Consider the following 15918-nt stretch of genomic DNA (forward strand, 5'->3'; position numbering starts at 1 on the left):
CATAACTTAAAACGCAAGGAGATATTGATTATGTTTAAAATTTTTAGAAAAAATCACACCACCGCAAATGTTGAATTAAAGGATAACACCCAAATTAACGCTTTGAAATTAGCTGCCAAGAAGACAGCTGAAGAATTCAATCTTGATGAACAAAGCATTCAAAGCAGTATCTTTGCTAGTGCAGCCAATGGTAACAAGCTCATTGAAAACCGGGCTGTCTTCATGTATGCCACAAGTGACAGTAAGAGCCGTGTACATACTATGATGATGACCTTCAAGAATCCTATTGCTTGGGGCAATGACGCCGCACCTGTCGACTATTTAATTGTTGGGGTCTTCCCTGATGCCGCTGATCAAACAGAAGTCGCAAAGATCACTGATAGAATTAGTGAGACTTTACATGACAAAGCTGACCAATTGGATGACATTAAGTTCCAAGATAGCGACTTGAACAAGCTCAATCAATCATTTACTGATTAAAAAATAAATTAGTCGTCAATACTATGCAAGATATGGTATTGACGACTTTTTTTGTGCCTATTTATAGCGTCTGTTCCTTGTTAGGTCAAAAATCTTGTGCTATTATACATTCAAGCAAAATTAAACGACGTCAGTGAGCGTCCATTTTGGAGGGAATAGAAATGAAAATAGTAACAAAATCGAACCAGCTAGATAGCTACCAGGCTAAAGTGGTTGCTTCCACAGCTTCAGGATTTGGATTGGAAAATATGGACGTGATGTTCTTATCGTTTGCACTTTCATCCATAATCTCCCAGATGCATTTGAGTGGAACACAGGCGGGACTCATCTCGACCATCACAAATATTGGTATGTTATTAGGTGGTATTTTTTTTGGAATTTTAGCTGATAAAATTGGTCGGATCAAAACTTTCAGCCACACCATCTTTATCTTCGCTTTTGCGACAGCTGCAATGTACTTTGCCAATAATCTGACTATGATTTACCTCTGTCGCTTCATTGCAGGTATTGGTGCTGGTGGTGAGTATGGCATCGGCATGACCGTTCTAGCTGAAAGCTTCTCCAAGGAAAAACTAGGCCGTGTTTCTTCATGGGTTGGTGTTGCTGGACAAATCGGTGCCATCTTTGCTTCACTCTTAGCTGCCTTGATTTTACCAACTTTAGGCTGGCATGCACTCTTCTTATTCGGAGTTATCCCAGTTATCATCACATTCTTCATCAGAAGACATCTTCGTGAAAGTAATTCATTTACTAATTCCTCCAAGAAAACAAAAGGTAATATCAAACAACTTTTCGCCACACCAAAGATGGCTTACCAAACAGTCGCTTTGATGGTCATGGCCATCGTCCAAATTGCCGGATACTTCGGTTTAATGAACTGGCTGCCAACTATTATGCAAAAACAACTTAACCTAACAGTCGGGGCTTCAACTTGGATGATTGCTACGATTCTAGGTATGTGTGCCGGTATGCTAACTTTCGGTTGGATCCTCGATAATTTAGGACCTCGTTTAGCCTTTGGAATCTTCTTAACTGCTTCTGCCATCGGGGTCTATGTCTTAACACTGCCTAGCAACGTCTGGTCATTGATCGTTGTCGGAGCAATCGTCGGTTATTTTTCTAACGGAATGTTCGCCGGTTATGGAGCCATCGTCAGCCGACTCTATCCAACGGAAGTTCGGGCTACGGCTAATAATGTCATCATGAATGTAGGTCGTTGTATCGGTGGTTTCTCTAGTTTAGCTATCGGCTATATCTTAGACCACTACAATATCATGAACGTGATGGTATTCATCTCAACGCTTTATATCATTAGCTTATTGGTCATGTTAACTATCTCCAATTTGAAAGCTAAGAATTATCAAAACATCTAACAAAAGGGTCATTCAATTCGATAAATGAATTGAATGACCCTTTTAAAATTTTCTAATTGAAAAAACTCAAGATCTTGATAATCACAATTGAGAACAAAATACTGATGATGGCATGAATCATAAACAAAATGGAAAAGGCAATGAAATATACTGAACCACTTATAATTGGGGTGCGAATATTGAAGAGGTACAAAATCGACCCTAAAACGATCAAAGTTACCACCCAAGGCAATATTCCCTTGTTAACAGTCATGAAATCATTCTTACTCAAGTCATAACCGGTGCTGGCAATCATGATCGTCAAGACAATATACAGCACGATCATGCCTATAGAAGCATTGGAAAAACTCGACTTGAGATTGTCGAGAACTGAATCAAAGATAATGCTCGGAGACAAATTATAGTTGATATTCAAACTTTGCGTCAATGAACTGATACTGAATCGAGCTTTCAACAAAAACTTTTGTAACAAGTATAATGCGATCGAACACATGTAATACGGTGCTAAACCAATAAAAAAATTACCCAACATTTGATAAACATTTCGATCATTCCAGCGATGATCGACTGAACCTAATGAGCCTGATCGTTGGTAGTTCAAATTCAACAACTGCACCTTCGTGACTTGATGTCCAAATAAATAGGCAAAGATCATATGACCTAATTCGTGAATGATTACACCTAAACCACCAACAACTAATTGACTATTGCTACCTAAATTATCAACTAAAGTCACTTTTGACAGATGACCTAACCAAGAAGTTAACATTGAGGTCAGATATGGGACTAGTGTAAAAATAAGTACGAAAGTTATGACAAATCCAAAATAATTATTCCACACATTCATCTCTCCTTGAACAATTTCATCAATTATAACCCAGCATCTTTGGCTAAACGCCGATCAGCTTCATTCTTAACTAATTGATAAATTGTGGCCGCAATTGGTACACCTAATAGCATTCCGACAATCCCACCAAGACCGCCGCCAATAGTGATTGAAGCTAGTACCCAAATTCCCGGTAGACCGATCGAAGTACCCACGACTCTGGGATAGATTAAATTGCTCTCTAACTGTTGTAGAACAACTATAAAAATTACGAATAAAATTGCATCTAATGGTGAATCAACGACTATCAACAAGAATCCCACAGCGCCACCAGCCCAAGCTCCAAAAATTGGTACCAATGAGGTGACGCCAACGAAAGCTCCGATTGGCAAAGCGTACGGAAACTTGAACAATAACATTCCCAAAGCACACAACGTTCCTAAGATAATCGCTTCAGTGACTTGTCCAACGATAAAACTACTGAACATCTTGTTCGTAATATCAATAAAGTATTTGATTTTTTGAAGATATTTCTCTTTGATAAAAGCTTGGCCAGCTTTATTAACTTGCTGAACCAACTTTTCTTTCGTCGCTAAGATATATATTGCAAAAGTGATGGCTAAAATAAAATTAAAGATTCCTTTGGCTAAACTGGTAACGATTTTGAAGGTTGACCCAAACAGTCCACTGACTCCAGAAGTCAAAAATTTCATAACTTTACTTTGGATCGTCGTCCAATTGATATCGACGGATTTAAGTTGATCGGGGATGGCCGAATTATTATTCAACTTTTTAGCTAAATCAGAAATATCAGTAATCAAGCTGGGAATCGATTTGAAGAAGTCGGTCAAGGCACTGACAAATTGTGGTAATACCAACCGAAAGACGCCCGTCATGATTAAAATTACTATCACAAGAGTGATTAAAATAACAATTCCTCGACGACTATGCTGTAGCCACTTTATTTTTGTATGAGGGAATAAATGTTTCTCCAGTATTACGACTAAAATATTGAGTGCATAAGCTAAGACACCTCCTAAGATCAAGGGCATAACAATTCCTAGCAGTCGTAAAAAAATATTGTAAACTTGGCCTGGATAAATCAATAAAACCAGCAGTGCAATAACTAATAGGCTGTATCTGATGACTTGCTTACGCTTTATTTCCATAATTTACTCCCTCAATATCTTTCTAAACAATATATCATATCAGGTAAAAAGACTAAACATTCACCTAAAAACGGCCCACCAATTTCTTAAAAATTAGTAGGTCGTTTCGTTGTTCTTATACATTCTGTGGTTGTCGGTTATTTGACAGCGTTACTCGCAACCCAATGGTTGATTAAGTCGATTTCCTTTTTATTCTGATTGAACTCAGAAAAGACTAAAGCTTTGTTCATCAAATCTTGGACTCGCTGATTGTTGCCATTAACACGGTTTTCATTCATTGCTAGCTGAGCATAAATTCTCGCAATATAATATGTAACATGATTCTCTGAACAAACTTTGACACCATAATTCAACAGAGTATTGGCTGTCTCCAAATCACTGCGTTCAGAATAATAAATCGCACAATAGAAAATAATGTTGATATAACGCCAAATCTTTGAGGAGTCATCGATCGTCATCGTATAAATATTATTAAAGACCTTACTGAAATAATATTCACTCTTCGTATCGTCGCCTTGTTTAGCATAGACCATTCCCATCCCCACAAAACCTAGGAAAGTAAAGATAGTTTCTCCATGAATGTCCAATTCTGACAGAATTCGGTTGAAATCAAAGACGGCATCAAATAAATCGCCATTATCTAAAACATTTAAATAGCCTTTGAGATAGTAATATTGCATCAAGGCATCTTTGTCGTCTTCAAAATCGTCAATATTGATAGCTTTGATAATATTCCAAGCGTCTTCATACTCTTGAATAATTAAATTGAATTCGGCCTTATTCATCTGCTTGATGACAGCTTGATTCTTACCATCTTTTACACCAATAATGCTATCCAAAGTTAGGTTCAATCGATTACACAATTGAATCAAAATTTTTAATGAGGGTATCTTGCCATTATTTTCAAACTTACTCAAAGTGGCTTGGGTGCAAATACCATCGCTTAGCTCTTTTTGAGAGATACCCAACTCTTTTCTTTTATCAATAAAAGTTTGTATATCCACGTCGTTGCTCCTATATAAAAAATTTATAAATCAATCAAATATAATTATATACCCTAGTTTATACGCTGTCATTGTTTGAACGGGTTTTCTGACGATTCGTCAGGTGAATAAATATTTTTCTATATATTATATGAATTGCCCCAATGGCGTAATATTCCAAAAAGCGATGATTATTTTTATTGCAATAAAAAAAACCGAAATTTCTTCCGATTTTTGAGTTTTTTACTTATTTTTTAGATCTTCGATGGAATTAATGTTAGTCATATACTTGGGCACTGCTAGTCCCACTTTGGCACCTTCCAAATTAGGACCTAAATCTTCGAACTTGCCTTTATAGTCTTTATAAAAGAGTCCTGAAGTCTTAGGCAGCCAAGCACTGACTTGAGCATCGGCAGCACCGGTGGCAATTGAGGCCCACACTGGCTGAATTTCCATAGCTTGAATCGTGACCTTATAACCTTGATCACGTAGAACTTGTGCCACCACGTTGGTTGAAGCTATTTCAGAGTCCCAAGCAACATAAGTCATTTTCAATGATTGACCATGTACTTTTTTGACACCCTTAGTCCATTGCTTAACTAACTTGGGATTGTCCTTAATCCATTGTTTAGCGTCCTTTTGTGGGTCCATACCATTATTGACCTTCAACATCACTTGAGACATCTGAGCTGGTTTCCAATGGAATCGGTCCAAAATCGTGTAAGCTTCTGGTTTATCTTTCTTCAAACCTAGACGAACTACCGTATCGATATGTTCGGCTTTACCATAGACGTTCTTGGGATCTTTCAAAAACTTGATTGGATACTTAGTGAACATCCAATGTGGTTGCCAACCTGTGACAACGATGGGACGTTTATCCTTGATTGCCTTGTCTAAGGTACTCGTCATTGCGGCAGTCGAACTCGTTTGAAGTTGCCAATTGTCTTTATCAAGTCCGTATGATTTCAGAGCTTTTTGCGTCGAGGACATGATACCGGCACCAGCATCGATCCCAGTGATCGTATAGTTAATCTGTGAACCCAATTTTTCTTTACTATTGTAAGGAGCAGTTTGGGAGCTGCAAGCAGAAATAATTGGGATAATCAGTAGAGCTAATAAGAAAAGTTTAATAAACTTTTGTTTCTTCAAATAATCCCTCCTAATGTTTTCTGCGTGTTCTAGTTAGTGATTGAGTCAATCGGTCCAAGATAATAGCTAAAATAACGATCGCTAAACCTGCGGCAAAACCATTACCAGCGTCGTTTCGACCTACGGCAAAGTAAACTTTCGTTCCTAAGCCCATAGCACCGATCATTGAAGCAATAACAACCATTGAAAGTGATAGCATCATACTTTGGTTGACACCAGCCATTAAACTAGTTTTAGCAATTGGCAATTCAACTTTAAATAATTTTTGCCATTCAGTAGAACCAAATGAATCAGCGGCTTCAATCAATTCATCCGGTACCTCACGGATACCCATATTCGTCATTCTAACTGTTGGTGGCATCGCAAAGATAACTGAAGCGACGATACCTGGCACCATCCCGATACCAAACAGAGCAACTGCTGGAATCAAGTAAACAAAGGCCGGCATAGTCTGCATGAAATCAAGGATCGGTTTCAAAATAACTTCAGCAGTGTGACTCTTAGCCATTAAAATACCAAGTGGTATTCCGATAACTAAGGCAATCAAACTGGAAGTTAGAACTAGCGTTAAGGTCTGGGTCATATCACGCCAAAAGTCTAAGTTCCAAATCAATAACAAACCTAGGAATTCAAAAATCAAGAGTCCCCAGTTTTGTTGATCCCGGTTCACATAATATGTGAGAGCTAATACAATTACGATAAATAACCAAATTGGAATCAAATCAAAGACCCATTGAAAGGCACTGTTGATCGAACCAATAAAATTAGTAATGGCATTGAAAAAGCCAGTAAATTGAACTAACCAATCAACGAATTTGTCGATCCAATTAGCAAGTGGTATTTGTGGAATACTATTTAAGAAGAGACTATTCAAAATCGCTCACCTCATTTCCGGCTAAAGCACCTAAGACGGCACCACGCACAATGATTCCCATCAATTGTTTCTTATCGTTGATAACGGCAAATGGGATACCGGTTTGTGAAATATCATCCATTAAGTCTGAAATAGGCGTATCTTCTGACGTTGTTGGTACTTTCGTTTGAACAATTGAAGTTAAATCACCATTCTTTTCGCGAGCCAATTTGATCACATCATTCGCATCGACGATACCAAGTAAATTACGACGTGAATCAATGACATAGGCGGTTGAAACTTCATTGTCTTTCATCAACTTCAAGGCTAGTCTTGGACCAGCTTTTTCAATGTTGACAACTGTTGGACGAATCATAACATTACCGGCGGTAAGGACCTTACTACGGTCAACATTTTCAATAAATTCTTCAACATACTCATCAGCTGGATGAGTCAAAATATCTTCTGGAGTTCCAGTTTGAATTACTCTGGCATCCTTCATGATCATGATTCGATCACCAATTTTCAAGGCTTCGTTCAAATCATGACTGATGAAGATAATGGTCTTATGTAATCTTTCTTGGATATCCAATAACTGATCTTGCATATCAGTTCGGTTCAATGGATCCAAAGCTGAGAAAGCTTCATCCATTAAGAGAATTTCAGGATCATTGGCTAAGGCTCGAGCTAATCCAACTCGTTGTTGCATCCCACCTGATAATTGATCAGGATACTCGTCGTTATAGCCTGTGATACCAACTGTTTCTAGTGCTTCTTTAGCTTTCTTTTCGCGAGTCGCTTTATCGACACCTTGAATTTCCAAGCCATATTCAGTATTTTCCAAAACAGTTCGATTAGGCAAGAGGCCAAAGTTTTGGAACACCATACTCATTTTCTTTCGGCGAACTTCACGAAGTTCTTTTTTGTCGATCTTCATTAGGTTCTCACCGTCGATCAAAACCTCACCTTCAGTAGGTTCGATCAAACGGTTGATCATTCGGACTAAAGTTGACTTACCACTACCGGACAGACCCATGATGACAAAGATTTCTCCATCATAGATTTTGAAATCAGCTCGGTCGACACCTAAAGTGGCACCCGTCTCCTTCAGTATTTCTGCTTTATCTTTTCCTTGACGGCTTAACTCTTTAGCTTTGGCAATATGTTTACCAAAGATTTTCGTTAAATTGTTGACTTCTACTTTTGTACTTTTTTGAGTACTCATTAAATCCCCCATTCTTGGAATTGAAAAAAATGCACTTTCTTTAAATGAAATATGCATTAATTGTAAATAAAAAAGCTATTATTTAAGCAATGCAAATAACAGCGAACTATATAACCCTAACAAATATAATTTTCTTATGCAAATTATCAGTTTTGCTGTAAGCATTTTTATGGACAAAAACGACCTAAATTTGATGTAAAAATTTAACGCGCTATCCCATGCTTCATCTTACTTTGCGAGTTTTATTTGCCATGATGATAAATTAAAATAAAAAAATCTTATTTAAATTACTAAAATCAACTTAAAATGCCCCCTGATTCTAGTTTTTAGAATCAAGAGGCATTTGTTTTCGAGACGTTATTTGTCTAAAGAATTGCTTCGAGTGCTTTTGAAAATTCATAAGCATTGCCGACAAAGTAATAATCTGAAGACTTAAATATTTGGGCATTGGCATCAGTATTAGCTGAAACCACTACCTTAGCATTACTGATTCCGGCAGTATATTGTACCGCACCAGAGATACCCAAATTAATCAACAAGTCAGGGGCAATAGTTTGACCACTCTGACCAATTTGTTCTTTAACCGTATATTTATCCAAATCAGTTAACGGACGAGTTACTCCAATCGTAGCATGAAGTTTTTGGGCAAGACTTTCGGCCATTTCAATTCCAGATTCAGTCTTATCACCTCGACCTAAAGCAACAACCCTATTGGCTTGGGAAACATCGTCACTAGTTTCTTTTGGCAAGTTTTCACTTACAACCGTCAATTGAGTATCTTTTTCCCAGTCCAAGTCCTTGATTTCTTCAATCTCAGTCTGAGGATTGGCAACTTTTTCTGCTGCGAAAACATTAGGACGGGCCGTGACCATCTTCGGTTGATGATTAGGAATCGTAATCTCACACATGATGTTATCACCATATGAAGGCTTCGTTTGAACTAAGAGATTGCCTTCAAATTTTAAGTCCAAACAATCAGCTGTTAGACCAGTTCTTAGTCGAGCTTGTAATCTGGGGGCAACCGACCTGCCAAAAACAGTAGCTGGAAATACCAAGGTATTAGGTGTGCCCAGCTTCTTGATCAAATTATCCAAGGCATTAGTTAACTCCAAATCATCGCCGGCAACTAAATCGTCATCTTTTATCACTAGGATCTTGTCGGGACCATATTCAGTAATGGCTTGTTCCAAATTTGCCGAAGTTTTTTCGATCAAGATCACGACGAGTGGATCATGACTGATCTGTTTCATTTTAGTTATTAGTTGGTAAGTAACTGGATTGACTTTGTCTAATTCTGTTTCAGCAAACACCCAATTCTCTTTGATCACTGCCATCTTAATCTTCCTCCGTCAAAATATTTTGTTTTCTCAAGGCGTCAACTAACTCACGAGCCGCCTCAACTGGGTCATTGGACAATTTGTGACCCACCTTTGTCTTCTTTTCTGGTGAAGAGATTGAACGGACGATTGTTGGTGACCCTGCTTGTCCAACACGTTTTTCTTCAAGATTCAAGTCAGCTGCATGCCAGGTCGTCAAAGGTTTGTTGAAACTCTTGGCGATCTCTACCACATTGGTATATTCTGGCTGATTGATCGAATCTGTTACTGTTAACAGCACTGGCAACTGAGCGGTAATTCTTTGAGCCACGGTATCCAAGTTTCGGTCGATCACTAATTTATCGTTATTAGCCTCGACTTTATTAGCGTAAGTCACTTGAGGCATACTTAATAATTCTGCCATAATTGGACCTACCTGACCTGTATCAGCATCGACTGATTGTTGTCCTAATAAGACTACATCTACGTCGCCAATCTTTTCGATTGCTTGAGCTAAAACGTAACCAGTGGCTAAAGTATCGGCCCCAGCAAAAGCTCTATCTGACAGTAAGATTGAACTATCTGCACCTAGAGCTAAAGTTTCACGTAAAGAGACCGCAAAATCATTTGGACCCATGGTCATTGTGATCACTTCGCCGCCGACACTCTTTTTTAAATCGAGTGCCGTCTTGACTGCGTGTAAGTCATAGGGATTGATTACACCGCCTAAGCCGCGACGATCGATATTCTTAGTTTTTTCATTAATCTTTACATTGGTAGTTTCTGGCACTTGTTTAATACAAACAACTATTTTCATAATAACCTCCTAGGCCCGATTCTTTGCTTCAATCAAAGCAATGGCTGTCCGCATCTTTTCGACAGTTCCTTCAGCTAATTCCATTGCCCGAGCGTCTCTGATCAAGTGTTCCACTGGATAATCTAAACTGTATCCATAGCCGCCTAAAACTTGTAAGGCATCATCGCCTGACTTGACTGCACTACGACTACCATAAGCCTTGGCCATTGCAGCCTCTTCTTCATAGTCTTGGCCATGATCTTTTAACCAAGCTGCCTTTTGGTAGAGTAATTTCGTTGTCTCTTTAGCAATAGCAATATCAGCCACTTTACGCTGAATACCTTGCATTTGAATAATCGGTGTATCAATGGCCTTACGATGCGTGGCGTAGTCAGTCACAATGTTCAGCTCATGTTCCATGATACCGGTCAAAACGGCCCCCATTAAGATTCGAGCATCATTATGAGCACTGTCGCCGATTTCTTTTCCCATTCCAACTTTGCCTAAAAGATGGTTCTCATCAACTTCAATATTATTCATCACAATTTCGCCAACTGGCACACCAGTAAGACCTAAGAAGTTTTCTTGCTTACCATATTCAAATCCTGGCATGTCCTTGTCCACAACGAAAAATGACAACTCTGTTGGTGCAGTTTTAACTAAAACGCAATAGATCTCAGCTAATCCACCATTAGTGATCATAATTTTATCACCATTAATGATCCACTTGTCGCCATGTTTTTCAGCATGTGAGGTTATCCCCAACGGATTTGAACCACCACTTGGTTCAGTCATTGAAAAGCCAATGATTCTCGACTTAGCTTGTGGCAAATATTCATCTTTTAGAGCTTGATTTCCATACTTAACGATTTGATCGATCAACTTGAAATGACCTTCTAAAGTTACACCTAAGCTGGCATTCCCACGAGCAATTTCATTGATCATGGCCGCAGTGGTCTCACCATCAAATCCAGCTCCACCGTACTCTTCTGGCAACATCGTGCTGAGAAAATCAGCTTGTTTAATTTTATCCAAAAGATTATTGACATAAGAACGGGTATGATCGATCTCCATGTCATATGGTGCAACTTCATTTTCAGTAAAAGCCTTGACCATTCTTAAAAGGATTTCTTTACTCATCTGTTTTTGATCCATCAGCTTACTCCTCACATGTTAATTTATTCACAAATATCTATAAAAAAATATCACAGCAATATTCTAATAAAATAATAATAAGGCATTAAATAGTAATTGTAAATATAATTATAATGTATCGAATTACATATAAATATTAAAAAAGGCTGGCAGTAGGCATAACCATTTTTAACTTTAATCTTGCGTAAAAAACAGCTTCTTTCGCTTAACCCAAATAGAGCGGCAACTCAAAAATCGAGTTACCGCTCTATTTACTTAATACTGAAAGCTAAAAGTGTTTTGTTATGCTCTCCTTATTTAGCAAAACTAGAAAGCTGAACTTTTTCTTTTAACTTTTTATTTGTTATTTGAAAAGTCTGTATTATTAGCCCACTTGTCAGTTAAGAAGTAGCTGTCCATCTTATATTGGGTATTCTTGGGATTAGCCTTCTTATCTTTGTAATAATCTTTCAAATGACGATCTAACAATAACCAACCACGCCAGCCCATATGAATCGTATCTTCGGCGATATAGTTGGGATTTTTAAGTTCGGATAAATCAACAATATTATTGAATCCTTGAGATCTCAATTGATACTTGATCTTGGTGTCAAAATTAGTGATTGTGCTCATTGGCATCCCTGTATACTTGACCCAATATGGGTTAATTGGTTGAATCACAAACAATACTTCGGTCTTATTTTGAGCAAACATATAAAGTAAAGCTTGGAAGTCATTGTATTCAGGCGAATGAGTATAAGTTACGTGTCGATGAGCATTGCGATAAGTTTCCATTCGTTTTCTCAATTGCTTGTCATAGAACTTATTACCAATCTGATAGGCATTATCATTTGAATGTTCTTTAGCCATCTTGATAGCTAATTTATTCAATTTTTTATAATTATACTTGTCAGGCAATTTGCTAGCTGCATCGCTGATGACATCTTCATGATCATTCATCGAGATAGAACCAAACAGATCATCTTGGCTCTTTAAGCTAGAGCGGGCAAATCTTTGAATATAAAAGCGTTCAAACGAAGTAATTTGCTTACCAGCAGCAATTCTTTCTAAAGCCTCATCCTCAATGGGTCCTTTATCGACACCCAAATCAAGGATTCGATTGGCAACATACTTATTCATGGCCTTATCACCATGATCAGAATTCAAAATAAATCCTGTCAATTGCAAGGGCGATAAGAAGTACTTAAAAGCATCGGCTGGGACACCGGTTTTGGTAAACCACTGGGGCGAAATAATAAAAACAGCTTTATTTCCCTTGAGGTTTTCCATTCCACCAACATTCATTGCTTGAGTGAGCGAAGCCGTACCTGGATTACCAAGTAAAAATGGCTTGTTCTTCCAATGATATTTTTGCGCCATGGAAGATGGATGGAACGGATCCATTCTAGAAAGTTCCGATGAACCAATGATAGGAATGTAATTCTCTTTCTCAGCGGCGTTCTTCACGCTCTCACCTTTAAGAACTCTAACATCCAATGAAGTAGCAGCTTGTCTAACTTTTTGTGGTGTTAAGGTCTTAAAGTTGATTGGAGTCCAGAGAAGCAGCATTAAAGCCACTGCGGCAACTATAACAGGTCCAAAAATCATCCATAACTTTTTTTTCATAATCTATTCCAATTCTTGTACTTGTTGAGCAATTTTGTTAACTGTTGACCATTGTGAACGATCAAATTCTGAAACTGGTACCGTAATACCAAATTCATCTTGTAAGTTAACCAAAACTTCTACAGTTGCCATTGAATCAAGCACACCATCTTTAAATAGATCTTGATCAGCATCTTGACCAGCGTCGTCCAAACCTGTTACATCCTTTAAAATATCAATTACCTTTGTTTTAATTTCATCCATAATAAACTCTCCTAACTAAACCATAATTTGTCGAAAAATCCTGAAAAGATCAGGAAACTGAAACATACGATATTAAACGTCAAGAATATCGCAAATGCTTGCGTAAACTTGTTGCTTGGAATACTGTCGCGATGTTTCTTTTTATATCTGAGCCATGCATCATTTATAATCATTGCGCATGCATGGAAAATACCATAAACAATGTAATACCAAGTCTCACCGTGCCAAAATCCCATGATCAAGAATAAGGTCACATAACCAAGATTAGCGATAGTAACTTTATTTTTGATCCACTTGTGTTTAATGATCGTAAACATCAAACGCATATAAATGAAATCACGGAACCAGAATGAAAGTGTCATGTGCCATCTATTCCAGAAATCTTTAATATTCTTGGACTTGAAAGGCGCATTAAAGTTCATTGGTGTCTTGATACCCATGAAATTACTGATTGAAACGGCAAATAATGAATAACCAGCAAAATCAAAGAATAAATACATACTGTATACGTACATGTACGCTAATACCCACCAAGATAATCCCAGTGGAGCAGAATCTTTGTACGACAATGCTAAGAGTTGAACTCGAGGAAGCAATAATGTTCCAAAGAAGTATCCGATGATGAACTTGTAAAGCAAGCCTTTCATTAAATAGTTAACACCATTTCTCATCAGCTCAACATACTCGTCCCGACTAGGAACCTTATCGACATCTTTTTGAAAACGTCTGAAACGGTCGATAGGTCCAGAAGTAATAGTTGGGAAGAATAGTAAGAATCGGCCAAATTCGTATGGGGTAATTTTTTTGATCGAACCATCACGAATTTCCATAATAACTTCAACCGATTTAAAGGTTAAATAACTGATACCCATGAATCCAAACAAAGAAATAGTTTGATTATTTAGCAATGGGTCCAGTTTGACGAAGACCAAAGGCACGATTGCCAAGACAACGAACAGAGTAAAGATCCAGAAATCGTTATGTTTTTTCCGATATGACAGATAGATGGAAACAAGGATTATTTCGAATAAAACGTAGCACAGTAATGAAATACCTTGCTTCATATTGCCACCGAAAAATGCTGTGGCTAAAATAACGACCGTTGCGAAGAAGTCATAAATTCTGAAACGTTTACCAAACCACAATCCGATGATTATGGGCAGTAAAAGCAACATTAAGTAGATAAAATAGTGGGGACTGCTGTAAGGCGTGATATTTGTAAAATTACCCATTAATTTCGCCTATCAAAGTCTTTCTATCGATCTTGCCGTTTTTACTGATTGGTAGTTGCTTTACAAACTTCAACACATTAGGAATCATATATTCCATTGTGGTTTCTTTTAGTGAATCTTTAATATCAGAACTTAAGTCGTTTTCGTCGTCATCTTCAAATTGATCTTCAAGAACGATACAAGCAATCATCTTGCTGACTTGATTCTTGTTGTTATATAGCGGAACTGTACATGATTGTTTAACTTGTTCCAAATTACCAAGCATTGAGTCGACTTCTTCAAGTTCGATTCGGTAACCATGCATCTTGATTTGGAAGTCAGTTCTACCATGATAGAATAACAATCCATCATCAGCAGCACTGATCATGTCACCTGTATGATAGAAAATTTTACCGTCAATTTCTTCGAAGGCTTTTTCAGTTTGAGTAGGATTGTTCAAATAACCCTTAGAAACATCCGGACCACTGACAAGCAATTCACCAGTCAAACGGCCGGTCTTCTCATCCACAGCACCATTGATACGATAATCCATATTTGACTTCAAATAACCGATTGGTAAACGGTCAAACTTTTCTAACGCTGCTTGATCGATTTGAATTGAGGTGATTGCCACAGTATTTTCAGTTGGGCCATAAGTATTGTAGAGCTTCGCATCAGGGAATTTCTTTAATAGTTTTTTGGCCGTAGCATGGGTTAATTCTTCTCCACAGAAGATGAATTTATTCAACTGAGGCATATGTTCGGCATCAAAGCCACTAAACAAAAGACACATTTCAAAGAATGATGGTGTAGATACCCAAGTATTGAAGTCAGAATTAACGATTGCCTCTTGTAACAAACCGAAATTCTTAGTTGTATCTTTGTCGACAACGTTAAGTGTTACGCCACTCATCAAGCCTGGATAAATATCAAAGACTGACAAGTCAAATGAAAATGGTGCTTGCAACAACATACTCATCTCTGAGTTGTAGTCAAATTCCTCTTGGGCCCATTGTGAGAAATCTAAGATATTATTAGTACTAATTTGGACACCCTTTGGCGTACCAGTAGTACCTGAGGTAAAGATAATATAGAAGTTATCATCAGGCCCGACGCTACGGCTGTCATCATAAATATTGTTCTCTGAGGCAAAAACTGTTGTTAATTCATCTTTAGAAACTTGAGGTGTATCGACTCCAAAATCACTAATATCACTCCAATTGAGGATCAGAGCTGGGTTAGCAACTGAATCGATTTGAATAATTCTCGAAGGATCTGAGCCATCATCAACTGGAATATAAGCATGTCCAGCCTTGATAGCACCTAAAAACATTACTAACATTTCAAATTGTTGTCCACCGAAAATAATAATTGGACTCTGAGCAGGTAAAAACTTATCTTGCAAGAAACTTGCGACACGATCAGACTTTTGCAAAAGTTCTTGATAAGTATGCGTCTCATCACCATTTCGATAGCAAATTTTTTCTGGTGCTTGTAATGCAGCGGTGGTGATTTTTTCAATAATTGTATTCAT

15 protein-coding genes are annotated in these 15918 nt (G+C 37.8%); 2 read left to right on the forward strand and 13 right to left on the reverse strand.

Annotation, left to right across the window (positions count from 1 at the left end):
- Nucleotides 1-30 precede the first annotated feature (30 nt).
- Together ACG72T_RS00215 and ACG72T_RS00220 are read left to right on the forward strand one after the other, a co-directional pair.
- Nucleotides 31-480, forward strand: coding sequence for a PTS sugar transporter subunit IIA (locus ACG72T_RS00215; RefSeq protein WP_395263925.1), 450 nt, complete (start codon nt 31-33; stop codon nt 478-480).
- Nucleotides 481-641: 161 nt separating this feature from the next.
- Nucleotides 642-1853 (forward strand): MFS transporter, encoded by a 1212-nt coding sequence (locus tag ACG72T_RS00220; RefSeq protein WP_395263926.1) that lies wholly within the window; start codon nt 642-644, stop codon nt 1851-1853.
- A 52-nt stretch (nt 1854-1905) separates the two neighbouring features.
- Here ACG72T_RS00220 and ACG72T_RS00225 read toward each other — a convergent pair whose 3' ends face one another.
- From ACG72T_RS00225 to dltA, 13 genes are all read right to left on the reverse strand, one after another.
- Nucleotides 1906-2694 carry a hypothetical protein gene (locus tag ACG72T_RS00225; RefSeq protein WP_395263927.1) on the reverse strand — a complete coding sequence of 263 codons (789 nt, stop codon included), beginning with the start codon at nt 2692-2694 and terminating at the stop codon, nt 1906-1908.
- A 29-nt stretch (nt 2695-2723) separates the two neighbouring features.
- Nucleotides 2724-3848 (reverse strand): AI-2E family transporter, encoded by a 1125-nt coding sequence (locus ACG72T_RS00230; RefSeq protein ID WP_395263928.1) that lies wholly within the window; start codon nt 3846-3848, stop codon nt 2724-2726.
- 137 nt (nt 3849-3985) lie between these two features.
- Nucleotides 3986-4852 carry a helix-turn-helix domain-containing protein gene (locus ACG72T_RS00235; protein WP_395263929.1) on the reverse strand — a complete coding sequence of 289 codons (867 nt, stop codon included), beginning with the start codon at nt 4850-4852 and terminating at the stop codon, nt 3986-3988.
- Nucleotides 4853-5074: 222 nt separating this feature from the next.
- Nucleotides 5075-5980: a glycine betaine ABC transporter substrate-binding protein gene (locus tag ACG72T_RS00240; RefSeq protein WP_395263930.1), complete on the reverse strand. Its 906-nt coding sequence runs from the start codon at nt 5978-5980 to the stop codon at nt 5075-5077.
- A gap of 10 nt (nt 5981-5990) precedes the next feature.
- The gene (locus ACG72T_RS00245; protein ID WP_395263932.1) at nt 5991-6854 is read right to left on the reverse strand and encodes an ABC transporter permease; all 864 of its coding nucleotides are present in this window, start codon (nt 6852-6854) and stop codon (nt 5991-5993) included.
- Nucleotides 6847-8058 carry a glycine betaine/L-proline ABC transporter ATP-binding protein gene (locus tag ACG72T_RS00250; RefSeq protein ID WP_395263933.1) on the reverse strand — a complete coding sequence of 404 codons (1212 nt, stop codon included), beginning with the start codon at nt 8056-8058 and terminating at the stop codon, nt 6847-6849. The genes ACG72T_RS00245 and ACG72T_RS00250 overlap by 8 nt, the downstream gene beginning before the upstream one ends.
- Nucleotides 8059-8423: 365 nt before the next feature.
- Nucleotides 8424-9392 (reverse strand): electron transfer flavoprotein subunit alpha/FixB family protein, encoded by a 969-nt coding sequence (locus ACG72T_RS00255; RefSeq protein ID WP_395263934.1) that lies wholly within the window; start codon nt 9390-9392, stop codon nt 8424-8426.
- A 1-nt stretch (nt 9393) separates the two neighbouring features.
- The gene (locus ACG72T_RS00260; protein WP_395263935.1) at nt 9394-10191 is read right to left on the reverse strand and encodes an electron transfer flavoprotein subunit beta/FixA family protein; all 798 of its coding nucleotides are present in this window, start codon (nt 10189-10191) and stop codon (nt 9394-9396) included.
- A gap of 9 nt (nt 10192-10200) precedes the next feature.
- A complete protein-coding gene (locus ACG72T_RS00265) occupies nt 10201-11325 on the reverse strand; it encodes an acyl-CoA dehydrogenase family protein (protein WP_395263936.1) in 1125 nt (374 codons plus the stop codon).
- Nucleotides 11326-11661: 336 nt separating this feature from the next.
- Nucleotides 11662-12930 (reverse strand): D-alanyl-lipoteichoic acid biosynthesis protein DltD, encoded by a 1269-nt coding sequence (dltD, locus tag ACG72T_RS00270; protein ID WP_395263937.1) that lies wholly within the window; start codon nt 12928-12930, stop codon nt 11662-11664.
- A gap of 3 nt (nt 12931-12933) precedes the next feature.
- Nucleotides 12934-13173 carry a D-alanine--poly(phosphoribitol) ligase subunit DltC gene (dltC, locus tag ACG72T_RS00275; protein ID WP_395263938.1) on the reverse strand — a complete coding sequence of 80 codons (240 nt, stop codon included), beginning with the start codon at nt 13171-13173 and terminating at the stop codon, nt 12934-12936.
- 11 nt (nt 13174-13184) lie between these two features.
- Nucleotides 13185-14405, reverse strand: coding sequence for a D-alanyl-lipoteichoic acid biosynthesis protein DltB (dltB, locus tag ACG72T_RS00280; protein WP_395263939.1), 1221 nt, complete (start codon nt 14403-14405; stop codon nt 13185-13187).
- Nucleotides 14398-15918, reverse strand: a complete 1521-nt coding sequence (dltA, locus tag ACG72T_RS00285) for a D-alanine--poly(phosphoribitol) ligase subunit DltA (RefSeq protein WP_395263940.1) — start codon at nt 15916-15918, stop codon at nt 14398-14400. Before dltA ends, dltB begins: the two co-directional genes overlap by 8 nt.

The organism is Companilactobacillus sp. FL22-1, assembly GCF_043951805.1.
Taxonomy (GTDB): domain Bacteria; phylum Bacillota; class Bacilli; order Lactobacillales; family Lactobacillaceae; genus Companilactobacillus.

Coding starts and splice junctions, on each gene's coding strand:
- ACG72T_RS00215 (WP_395263925.1), top strand. CDS start 31: ATGTTTAAAATTTTTAGAAAAAATCACACCACCGCAAATGTTGAATTA.
- ACG72T_RS00220 (WP_395263926.1), top strand. CDS start 642: ATGAAAATAGTAACAAAATCGAACCAGCTAGATAGCTACCAGGCTAAA.
- ACG72T_RS00230 (WP_395263928.1), bottom strand. CDS start 3,848: ATGGAAATAAAGCGTAAGCAAGTCATCAGATACAGCCTATTAGTTATT.
- ACG72T_RS00250 (WP_395263933.1), bottom strand. CDS start 8,058: ATGAGTACTCAAAAAAGTACAAAAGTAGAAGTCAACAATTTAACGAAA.
- ACG72T_RS00255 (WP_395263934.1), bottom strand. CDS start 9,392: ATGGCAGTGATCAAAGAGAATTGGGTGTTTGCTGAAACAGAATTAGAC.
- ACG72T_RS00260 (WP_395263935.1), bottom strand. CDS start 10,191: ATGAAAATAGTTGTTTGTATTAAACAAGTGCCAGAAACTACCAATGTA.
- ACG72T_RS00265 (WP_395263936.1), bottom strand. CDS start 11,325: ATGGATCAAAAACAGATGAGTAAAGAAATCCTTTTAAGAATGGTCAAG.
- dltD (WP_395263937.1), bottom strand. CDS start 12,930: ATGAAAAAAAAGTTATGGATGATTTTTGGACCTGTTATAGTTGCCGCA.
- dltC (WP_395263938.1), bottom strand. CDS start 13,173: ATGGATGAAATTAAAACAAAGGTAATTGATATTTTAAAGGATGTAACA.
- dltB (WP_395263939.1), bottom strand. CDS start 14,405: ATGGGTAATTTTACAAATATCACGCCTTACAGCAGTCCCCACTATTTT.
- dltA (WP_395263940.1), bottom strand. CDS start 15,918: ATGAATACAATTATTGAAAAAATCACCACCGCTGCATTACAAGCACCA.